This is a genomic window from Streptomyces rubradiris (assembly GCF_016860525.1).
Taxonomy (GTDB): Bacteria; Actinomycetota; Actinomycetes; order Streptomycetales; family Streptomycetaceae; genus Streptomyces; species Streptomyces rubradiris.
On record NZ_BNEA01000005.1, the window covers coordinates 33598 to 43512 of the forward strand.

10 protein-coding genes and 2 pseudogenes are annotated in these 9915 nt (G+C 72.7%); 7 read left to right on the forward strand and 5 right to left on the reverse strand.

Going from position 1 to position 9915, the window contains the following annotated elements; all coding sequences use genetic code 11:
• Window positions 1-265 precede the first annotated feature (265 nt).
• The gene (locus tag Srubr_RS09130; protein WP_189999931.1) at window positions 266-1495 is read left to right on the forward strand and encodes an MFS transporter; all 1230 of its coding nucleotides are present in this window, start codon (window positions 266-268) and stop codon (window positions 1493-1495) included.
• Window positions 1496-1799: 304 nt separating this feature from the next.
• On the opposite strand, the gene Srubr_RS09135 is transcribed toward Srubr_RS09130, so the two are convergent.
• Together Srubr_RS09135 and Srubr_RS09140 are read right to left on the reverse strand one after the other, a co-directional pair.
• A complete protein-coding gene (locus tag Srubr_RS09135) occupies window positions 1800-3233 on the reverse strand; it encodes an MFS transporter (protein WP_189999930.1) in 1434 nt (477 codons plus the stop codon).
• Between the two features lie 51 nt (window positions 3234-3284).
• Window positions 3285-3902: a TauD/TfdA family dioxygenase gene (locus tag Srubr_RS09140; RefSeq protein ID WP_203854939.1), complete on the reverse strand. Its 618-nt coding sequence runs from the start codon at window positions 3900-3902 to the stop codon at window positions 3285-3287.
• Between the two features lie 285 nt (window positions 3903-4187).
• On the opposite strand from Srubr_RS09140, the pseudogene Srubr_RS41350 reads away from it, so the two are divergent.
• From Srubr_RS41350 to Srubr_RS09165, 5 genes and pseudogenes are all read left to right on the forward strand, one after another.
• Window positions 4188-4448: pseudogene (locus Srubr_RS41350) on the forward strand (TauD/TfdA family dioxygenase); the annotation flags it as partial.
• Entirely contained in the window at window positions 4445-4771 is a 327-nt protein-coding gene (locus tag Srubr_RS41355) for a TauD/TfdA family dioxygenase (protein ID WP_203854941.1), read from the forward strand. The pseudogene Srubr_RS41350 and the gene Srubr_RS41355, both read left to right, overlap by 4 nt.
• Complete coding sequence (locus Srubr_RS09155; protein ID WP_203854942.1) at window positions 4764-4955, forward strand: hypothetical protein; 192 nt, start codon at window positions 4764-4766, stop codon at window positions 4953-4955. Before Srubr_RS41355 ends, Srubr_RS09155 begins: the two co-directional genes overlap by 8 nt.
• Before the next feature lie 116 nt (window positions 4956-5071).
• Entirely contained in the window at window positions 5072-5734 is a 663-nt protein-coding gene (locus tag Srubr_RS09160) for an MFS transporter (protein WP_203854943.1), read from the forward strand.
• A gap of 209 nt (window positions 5735-5943) precedes the next feature.
• Entirely contained in the window at window positions 5944-6198 is a 255-nt protein-coding gene (locus Srubr_RS09165) for a hypothetical protein (protein ID WP_203854944.1), read from the forward strand.
• 267 nt (window positions 6199-6465) lie between these two features.
• Here Srubr_RS09165 and Srubr_RS41880 read toward each other — a convergent pair.
• Both Srubr_RS41880 and Srubr_RS41360 read right to left on the reverse strand, forming a co-directional pair.
• A pseudogene (locus tag Srubr_RS41880) lies at window positions 6466-6696 on the reverse strand (MFS transporter); the annotation flags it as partial.
• 136 nt (window positions 6697-6832) lie between these two features.
• On the reverse strand, window positions 6833-6955 hold the full coding sequence (locus Srubr_RS41360; protein ID WP_268987382.1) for a hypothetical protein: 123 nt from the start codon (window positions 6953-6955) through the stop codon (window positions 6833-6835).
• A 1283-nt stretch (window positions 6956-8238) separates the two neighbouring features.
• Between Srubr_RS41360 and Srubr_RS41885 the strand changes: the two genes are divergently transcribed.
• Window positions 8239-8862: an MmyB family transcriptional regulator gene (locus Srubr_RS41885; protein ID WP_373319120.1), complete on the forward strand. Its 624-nt coding sequence runs from the start codon at window positions 8239-8241 to the stop codon at window positions 8860-8862.
• A gap of 249 nt (window positions 8863-9111) precedes the next feature.
• Here Srubr_RS41885 and Srubr_RS09180 read toward each other — a convergent pair whose 3' ends face one another.
• Window positions 9112-9804, reverse strand: a complete 693-nt coding sequence (locus Srubr_RS09180) for a 3-dehydroquinate synthase II (RefSeq protein WP_373319121.1) — start codon at window positions 9802-9804, stop codon at window positions 9112-9114.
• Between the last annotated feature and the right edge of the window lie 111 nt (window positions 9805-9915).

Here is a 9915-nt window from a genome sequence, read left to right on the forward strand (position 1 = left end):
CCCAGGCTAGCAGCGCGTACCGGCCGTTCCCCCGGGGCGCCCCCGGTCCGCGCGGCGGGCGTCCGGGCCGGGAGCCCCGCGGCGCACGCCCGGGCCGCCGGCACCTGCGGCCCGGCACGTTCAAGTGTTCCGCGCCAGGCGGTTGAACGGCCGCGCCGGTGCCGCGCACGCGAGGCTGTGAGTATTTGTCTCCTGGCTGCCCGCCCGCCGACGGCGCACGATCGGGACCGTAAAACCTTTGCGCCTCTCGTGGAAAGGCCCTGCCGTGTCCCAAGACGTACAGCCCGAGACGACCGGGTCCGCCCTCCCGCCGAGCGCGCCGGCCGACTCGCCCCCGGCGCCGCAGACCGCGGCGCGGGTGCCGCCCGCGCTCGCCGTGGCCTGTTTCCTCAGCAACTTCGACCGCTTCGCGATCACCCCCCTGCTGATGGCCATCGCCACCGGATTCCACGTCCGGCTCGGCCAGGTCGTGCTGGTCGCGAGCGGCTACTTCTTCGCGTACGGGTGCGCCCAGCCGGTGTGGGGCATGCTGTCCGACCGCTACGGGCGCATGCGGGTCATCCGCTTCACCCTGTGCGCCGCGGCGGTGTGCGGACTGGTGTCCGCGGCCGCACCCGACCTGACCACGCTCGTGATCCTGCGGATCGCCACCGGGGCGTTCTTCGGGGCGGTCGTCCCCGCCTCCCTGACGTACGTGGGCGACACCGTCCCCGCGGCCGTACGCCAGCGGGCCCTGTCGGATCTGCAGCTGGCCCTCGCCATCGGCACCGCGGCCGCCACCCTGGTCGCCGGCGCAGCAGCAGCCCTGTTCAGCTGGCGGGTGATGCTGGCGCTGTCCGCCGTGCTGGCCGCGGTCACGGTCGCCGGCATGCGCGGACTGTCCGAGTCCCGTGCCGACACCACCCTGCGCCGGCCGTCCGAACAACTCGCCTCGGTGCTGCGGCGGCGCTGGTCCTGGCTGGTCATGGCCTTCGGCCTGGTCGAGGGCGCGGTACTGCTGGGCTGCTTCACCTTCCTGGCCCCGGCCCTCGAGGACGGGGGGATCGGTGCCCTGGGCGCGGGCGGTGTGACCGCCCTGTACGGCGCGGGCACCCTGGGCTTCTCGCGGCTGCTGAAGCGGGTGGCGATGCGCCCGGCGTGGTCGCTGCTGGCCGCCGGCGGCGTGATGATGGCGGGCGGCTTCCTGGTCGCCGCCGCCGGCCCGAACGTGTGGGGGATCGGCGCCGCCGCGATCCTGCTGGGCGGCGGCTGGTCGTTCTTCCACTCCTCGTTGCAGAACTGGGCCACCACGCTGGTGCCCGAGGCCCGCGGCACGGCCGTCGCGCTGTTCGTGGCCTCCCTGTTCGTCGGCAGCGCGATCGGCTCGGGCCTCGGCGGCACGCTCGCCCAGCACGGCCACTACCAGCAGCTGTTCCTCCTCGCGGCGGCCACCGCCGTACCCCTGACCGTGTGCGCCGCCTGGCTGCGCACCCGCTACACGCCTACCGGCTCCTGACCCGGGCCGGCCGCGGCCCCGCGGACTCCAGGGCACCGTCCTTTCCCCGGGGACGGTGCCCTGGTCACCCCGGGCGACGAGCGGACCCGTGTACGACCCAGCGGCAGCCCGGGCCCACCGCGCTGATCTGCGGACCGGCGGCGAACCAGAGCGGGAAGAGACCGACGACGCGGCCGGGCTGCGGCGGCGTATCGGCCGCGTGCCCGATCAGTACGCGGGTTCCGCCCCGGACGCCCGCGGCAGCCCGGGGGTCTCCAGCGGCTCGCACCACAGGCCGTACACACCCGGCGCGAACGGCCCCGTGCTACCCGCTCTGCGCGGCTTTCGCGGAACGGAAGGCGAACGTCCCCAGCAACGCCAGCGCGGCCATGACGGCGGCGGCGGCGAACGCGGCGGTGATACCGCTGTTCAAGGCCTCCTTCGGCGCGTCGGCGTGGCCCCGGACGGACGACCCGAGGAGCGTGGTCAGGATCGCCAGGCCCAGCGTGACCCCGGTCTGCTGAATGGTCTGGAGCGCCCCCCCGGCGGCACCGGCCACCCCGGACGGCACGTTCGCCATGATGATCACGCTGAGCGGCATCAGCCCCAGCCCGGTGCCGCAGCCGATCAGCACACTCGCGGCGAACACCAAAGGGAAGTAACCGGTACCGGGCGTCAGCCGCGTCAGCAGGACCAGCCCGGCCACCAGCAGCACGCAGCCGGTCATGGTCACCGCCTTCGGCCCGAACCGCCGCAGCAGCCGCGGCACCAGCCGGATCATCGCGAACATCAGGACGGCCGTCGGAAGGAACGCCAAACCGGTCGACAGCGGACCCATGCCGCGCACGTCCTGCAGATACAGGGACAGGAAGAAGAACATCGACATGCTCGCCATGTAGCCGACGAACACATTGGTGTACGCGACCGCGCGGTTGCGGTCGGCGAACAGCACCGGCGGCAGCAGCGGCTGCGCCGCCCGCCGCTCCAGGAGGAGGAAGACCACGATCAGCGCGGCGCCCGCGAGGAGCGCGAGGCCGCTGGCCACATCACCCCACCCGTGCGTCGCGGACCGGATGAAGCCGAACACCAGGGCGGCGACACCGCCCGTCGCGGTCAGCGCGCCCGGCAGGTCCAGCCGGGCCTCCCGCCTGGGCGTGACCGGCAGGTACCGCCCGGCCAGCACGATGGCCGGCACACCCAGCGGAACATTGATGAACAGCACCGCCCGCCAGCCGAGCCACTGGGCCAGCACACCACCGAGGATCAGACCGACCGCGAACCCGACACTGGCCATCCCCGAGTACAGCGCCAGCGCGCGCACCCGGGCCTTCGGCTCGGTGAAGACGGTGTGCAGCAACGCCAGCGCGTTCGGTCCGGCCATGGCGGCACCCGCCCCCTGCACCACCCGGGCGGCCAGCAGCCAGGCGGCCGACTGCGCCAGACCCCCCGCCAGCGACGCCGCGGTGAACAGGACGACGCCCGCGACGAACATCCGCCGCCGGCCGAACAGATCACCCGCCCGGCCGCTGACCAGCAGCAGCCCGCCGAACGTCAGGGTGTACGCGTCCAGGACCCACGGCAGACCGGTGGCCGTGAAGTCCAGGTCGGCCCGGATCCGGGGCAGCACGACGTTCATGACCGTGACATCGAGGATGATCAGCAACTGGCAGCTGAGCAGGATGGCCAGCACGGCGTGAGGACGCAGGGGACGGCTGCCTTTGCCGGCCCGGCTGCCCGGGAGCGCTGTGACGTCAGACATGGGGACTCCGTGAAGGGGGGAAGGAACCGGCGGCCGGACACACCCGGCACATCAACCGACCGAGATGCGGCGCAGCTTTCGCGGAGCGTCGACGCAGTAGGCGGCACGCCCGTGCACGACCCGCTGGTTGTCCATGACCAGGACCTGGCCGACCCGCCACCGGTGGGCGTACATCACCTCCGGAACCGTCAACCACCGGTCCACCAGGGCGAAGAGCTCCAGGCTCTGCTCCTTGGTGCGGCCCACCACGGCCGCCCCGTAGTTGCGCTCCGGATCCTCGGGATAGTCCAGCCCGATCTGCAGCGTGTCCCCGCCGGTCACCGGGTCCACCTGCACCGGCGCCACGACCGGGTTGCCGCCGGGCCGCTCCACGTAGAAGCCCGAGACCCTGGACCAGTACTCGATCCGGATGCCGCGCAGGGTCTCCACCAGCTCGGCGGGAGCCGTCGCGAAGAACGCGCTGCTGCCGGCGATCAGCGTCTCACCGCCCTCGTCCGGGGCCTCCAGGCACTCCAGCCCGATGTAGCGGACCGGGTGTGCGTTCAGGATCGCGTCGACGTGCATCGGTATGGCACCGGTCCGGAACTGCGAGTTGTCGGTCCCCGGCCGCTGCTCCTGGACGAGCTGGGTGCCGAACCGGTACGACACCGCCGTGCCGAGCGGCGCCATGATGTCCTCCAGGGACAGCCCGTCCGGGCCGTCGGGTTCCAGGACGACGAAGCCGTGACGCCGCAGCTTCTCCAGATACGGTGAGGGCGCGCTGCGGCCGCAGCGCGCCTCACCGTATCTGGAGAAGCTGCGGCGTCACGGCTTCGTCGTCCTGGAACCCGACGGCCCGGACGGGCTGTCCCTGGAGGACATCATGGCGCCGCTCGGCACGGCGGTGTCGTACCGGTTCGGCACCCAGCTCGTCCAGGAGCAGCGGCCGGGGACCGACAACTCGCAGTTCCGGACGGTGCCATACCGATGCACGTCGACGCGATCCTGAACGCACACCCGGTCCGCTACATCGGGCTGGAGTGCCTGGAGGCCCCGGACGAGGGCGGTGAGACGCTGATCGCCGGCAGCAGCGCGTTCTTCGCGACGGCTCCCGCCGAGCTGGTGGAGACCCTGCGCGGCATCCGGATCGAGAGTACTGGTCCAGGGTCTCGGGCTTCTACGTGGAGCGGCCCGGCGGCAACCCGGTCGTGGCGCCGGTGCAGGTGGACCCGGTGACCGGCGGGGACACGCTGCAGATCGGGCTGGACTATCCCGAGGATCCGGAGCGCAACTACGGGGCGGCCGTGGTGGGCCGCACCAAGGAGCAGAGCCTGGAGCTCTTCGCCCTGGTGGACCGGTGGTTGACGGTTCCGGAGGTGATGTACGCCCACCGGTGGCGGGTCGGCCAGGTCCTGGTCATGGACAACCAGCGGGTCGTGCACGGGCGTGCCGCCTACTGCGTCGACGCTCCGCGAAAGCTGCGCGCATCTCGGTCGGTTGATGTGCCGGGTGTGTCCGGCCGCCGGTTCCTTCCCCCTTCACGGAGTCCCCATGTCTGACGTCACAGCGCTCCCGGGCAGCCGGGCCGGCAAAGGCAGCCGTCCCCTGCGTCCTCACGCCGTGCTGGCCATCCTGCTCAGCTGCCAGTTGCTGATCATCCTCGATGTCACGGTCATGAACGTCGTGCTGCCCGGATCCGGGCCGACCTGGACTTCACGGCCACCGGTCTGCCGTGGGTCCTGACGCGTACACCCTGACGTTCGGCGGGCTGCTGCTGGTCAGCGGCCGGGCGGGTGATCTGTTCGGACGGCGGCGGAGTTCGTCGCGGGCGTCGTCCTGTTCACCGCGGCGTCGACTGCGTGGGGTCTGGGGCGCTAGCGGCCGCCTGGCTGCTGGCCGCCCGGGTGGTGCAGGGGGCGGGTGCCGCCATGGCCGGACCGAACGCGCTGGCGTTGCTGCACACCGTCTTCACCGAGCCGAAGGCCCGGGTGCGCGCGCTGGCGCTGTACTCGGGGATGGCCAGTGTCGGGTTCGCGGTCGGTCTGATCCTCGGTGGTGTGCTGGCCCAGTGGCTCGGCTGGCGGGCGGTGCTGTTCATCAATGTTCCGCTGGGTGTGCCGGCCATCGTGCTGGCCGGGCGGTACCTGCCGGTCACGCCCAGGCGGGAGGCCCGGCTGGACCTGCCGGGCGCGCTGACCGCGACGGGCGGTGTCGCCGCCCTGGTGTTCGGCTTCATCCGGTCCGCGACGCACGGGTGGGGTGATGTGGCCAGCGGCCTCGCGCTCCTCGCGGGCGCCGCGCTGATCGTGGTCTTCCTCCTCCCTGGAGCGGCGGGCGGCGCAGCCGCTGCTGCCGCCGGTGCTGTTCGCCGACCGCAACCGCGCGGTCGCGTACACCAATGTGTTCGTCGGCTACATGGCGAGCATGTCGATGTTCTTCTTCCTGTCCCTGTATCTGCAGGACGTGCGCGGCATGGGTCCGCTGTCGACCGGTTTGGCGTTTCCTTCCGACGGCCGTCCTGATGTTCGCGATGATCCGGCTGGTGCCGCGGCTGCTGCGGCGGTTCGGGCCGAAGGCGGTGACATGACCGGCTGCGTGCTGCTGGTGGCCGGGCTGGTCCTGCTGACGCGGCTGACGCCCGGTACCGGTTACTTCCCTTTGGTGTTCGCCGCGAGTGTGCTGATCGGCTTGCGGCACCGGGCTGGGGCTGATGCCGCTCAGCGTGATCATCATGGCGAACGTGCCGTCCGGGGTGGCCGGTGCCGCCGGGGGGGCGCTCCAGACCATTCAGCAGACCGGGGTCACGCTGGGCCTGGCGATCCTGACCACGCTCCTCGGGTCGTCCGTCCGGGGCCACGCCGACGCGCCGAAGGAGGCCTTGAACAGCGGTATCACCGCCGCGTTCGCCGCCGCCGCCGTCATGGCCGCGCTGGCGTTGCTGGGGACGTTCGCCTTCCGTTCCGCGAAAGCCGCGCAGAGCGGGTAGCACGGGGCCGTTCGCGCCGGGTGTGTACGGCCTGTGGTGCGAGCCGCTGGAGACCCCCGGGCTGCCGCGGGCGTCCGGGGCGGAACCCGCGTACTGATCGGGCACGCGGCCGATACGCCGCCGCAGCCCGGCCGCGTCGTCGGTCTCTTCCCGCTCTGGTTCGCCGCCGGTCCGCAGATCAGCGCGGTGGGCCCGGGCTGCCGCTGGGTCGTACACGGGTCCGCTCGTCGCCCGGGGTGACCAGGGCACCGTCCCCGGGGAAAGGACGTTGCCCTGGAGTCCGCGGGGCCGCGGCCGGCCCGGGTCAGGAGCCGGTAGGCGTGTAGCGGGGCGCAGCCAGGCGGCGCACACGGTCAGGGGTACGGCGGTGGCCGCCGCGAGGAGGAACAGCTGCTGGTAGTGGCCGTGCTGGGCGAGCGTGCCGCCGAGGCCCGAGCCGATCGCGCTGCCGACGAACAGGGAGGCCACGAACAGCGCGACGGCCGTGCCCGCGGGCCTCGGGCACCAGCGTGGTGGCCCAGTTCTGCAACGAGGAGTGGAAGAACGACCAGCCGCCGCCCAGCAGGATCGCGGCGGCGCCGATCCCCCACACGTTCGGGCCGGCGGCGGCGACCAGGAAGCCGCCCGCCACTCATCACGCCGCCGGCGGCAGCCAGAGCGACCACGCCGGGCGCATCGCCACCCGCTTCAGCAGCCGCGAGAAGCCCAGGGTGCCCGCGCCGTACAGGGCGGTCCACACCGCCCGCGCCCAGGGCACCGATCCCCCCGTCCTCGAGGGGCCGGGGCCAGGAAGGTGAAGCAGCCCAGCAGTACCGCGCCCTCGACCAGGCCGAAGGCCATGACAGCCAGGACCAGCGCCGCCGCAGCACCGAGGCGAGTTGTTTCGGACGGCCGGGCGCAGGGTGTTGTCGGCACGGGACTCGGACAGTCCGCGCCATGCCGGCGACCGTGACCGCGGCCAGCACGGCGGACAGCGCCAGCATCACCCGCCAGCTGAACAGGGCTGCTGCTGCGCCGGCGACCAGGGTGGCGGCCGCCGGGTGCCGATGGCGAGGGCCAGCTGCAGATCCGACAGGGCCCCGCTGGCGTACGGCCGCGGGGACGGTGTCGCCCACGTACGTCAGGGATGGCGGGGACGACCGCCCCGAAGAACGCCCCGGGTGGCGATCCGCAGGATCACGAGCGTGGTCAGGTCGGTGTGCGCCCGCGGACACCAGTCCGCACACCGCCGCGGCGCACAGGGTGAATGCGGATGACCCGCATGCGCCCGTAGCGGTCGGACAGCATGCCCACACCGGCTGGGCGCACCCGTACGCGAAGAAGTAGCCGCTCGCGACCAGCACGACCTGGCCGAGCCGGACGTGGAATCCGGTGGCGATGGCCATCAGCAGGGGGGTGATCGCGAAGCGGTCGAAGTTGCTGAGGAAAACAGGCCACGGCGAGCGCGGGCGGCACCCGCGCCGCGGTCTGCGGCGCCGGGGGCGAGTCGGGCCGGCGCGCTCGGCGGGAGGGCGGACCCGGTCGTCTCGGGCTGTACGTCTTGGGACACGGCAGGGCCTTTCCACGAGAGGCGCAAAGGTTTTACGGTCCCGATCGTGCGCCGTCGGCGGGCGGGCAGCCAGGAGACAATACTCACAGCCTCGCGTGCGCGGCACCGGCGCGGCCCGTTCAACCGCCTGGCGCGGAACACTTGAACGTGCCGGGCCGCAGGTGCCGGCGGCCCGGGCGTGCGCCGCGGGGCTCCCGGCCCGGACGCCCGCCGCGCGGACCGGGGGCGCCCGGGGGAACGGCCGGGTACGCGCTGCTAGCCTGGGCCGATGGCAGCCATGAGGGATCTGGGTGACAACCGGCCGCCGTACGCTCGGGGCGTTCGTGAGGTCGCGGCGCGAGCGGTTGTCTCCCGAGGACGTGGGAATCTCCGACTTCTCGCGCCGCCGTACCACCGGGTTGCCGCCGCGAGGAGGTGGCCTCGCTGTCCGGGGTGAGCCTGAGCTGGTACACGTGGCTGGAGCAGGGCCGGGGACATCAAGGTCTCGCGTCATGTGCTCGCCTCCGCTCGCGCGGGCCTTGAGGCTCTCCGCCGCCGGAGATCCGGCACCTGTACCGGCATCAGCAACGAACTGCCCCGGATCTCGGCGAGGTGCGCGGCTGCCCTGGCCGCAAACGAGCAGCTCCAAGCCTGCTGGACGCCCGTGCAGCCCAATCCGGCGATGCTGCTGGACCACCACTGGGACGTGTGGCCTGGAACCGGGCGGAGGCGGCGCTCTTCACGGACTTCGGCGCGCTGCCGGCCGAGCGCCGCAACATGCTGTGGGTCATTTTCGGCTGGCGGCCCGCGCGTTCCATGATGACGGACTGGAGGCCCAGGCCCGCAGGTGCTCCGCCCAGTTCCGGATGCGCGCCGACGAGGAGCCCGCGGACCCCCGCTACGCGGAGGTGGTGGCCGATCTGCTGGCCCACCACACCCGACTTCGCCCGTTCTGGCAGCGGCACGACGTCGACGACTACCGGACCGTGTACAAGGACTTCGCGCACCCGAGGGTGGGGCCGGCTCACCCTGCGCCAGTCGAAGCTGATCGCCGCGGGACGACCCGCGCGTGCACCTGCTGGCCCGTTCCCGGCCGACGAAGGCGACGAAGGACGCGCTCGCGCGATCTCGGTTGAGGCGGAGGCCCGGTCCGCCGAGGCCTGACACGGGGCCGACGGGCGGTCCTGGCTCACTGCTCCTGCTGGAACGCCCGGATGGGGCAGCCGACATGGCGCTGGTCGGTGAGGCGCGTAGCCGAGGATGACGTCGCCGGGCTTGAGTTCGGTGATGTTGTGGGACGCTGCCGCCGGGGCCGAGTACCCGCACGTGCCAGTCGTCCTGGGCGATCACTTTCACCTTGCCGCCGGAGGGCGACTCCGCCTCGATCAGCAGCATCGGGCGGCTCTCCATCTTGATCCGGCCGACCACGACCCGCCGCGTCCTGCCGTCGGTGTGTCCACGGCCAGCAGCTCGGAACCGGAACGCAGTTCGGCCAGGTAGCGGGTGCGGTTGTTCGGCGTGAGGCTGTAGGAGTGCAGCGCGGCGGCGTTCACCCGGAACGGGCGGGTGGGCATGTACGGCACTGCGAGACCGTCGTGGGACGGTGTCCCGGCACACCGCGACAGCCTCCTGACGAGGAGCGCGCGGCCGGCGGTCTCATGCCGATCTGTGTCTCCCGCTCCGCGGTCCCCGCCCGGTGCCGGATCTGTGACGGCGGCCTCTGCGGGCGGCCGGCGCCGCAGGGCGGCGCCGACTGGGACAGGACGATGCCCAGGAGCATCAGCACGGACCCGGCCAGCTGCGGCGGTGTCAGCATCGCCGAGCACCAGGTAGGCGGCGACGGCTCCGGCCACCACCTCCAGGGTGAGCATCAGGCTGGCCGAGGTGGGCGGCAGCCGGCGCTGCGCCGCGACGCCCAGCGCCAGCCGCCGGCCATGCCGATCACGCCCACCAGACCACCAGCCCCACACCGGCAGGGAGTGGTCGTTCAGCGCGGCGTCCCGCCACAGCGCGGAGAAGGGGAAGGGGTCGATCACGCCCACCAGGGTGAGGACCGCGGCGCCACGGTGGTGCCCCATGCCGACATCACCAGGGGTTCGTAGGCGCGCAGTCCTCGTTCGGCGAGAGGAAGCGGCTCGCCATGGTCAGGGCCGCCAGCAGGGAGAGCCAGGCCGGCCCGGTCGAGATCG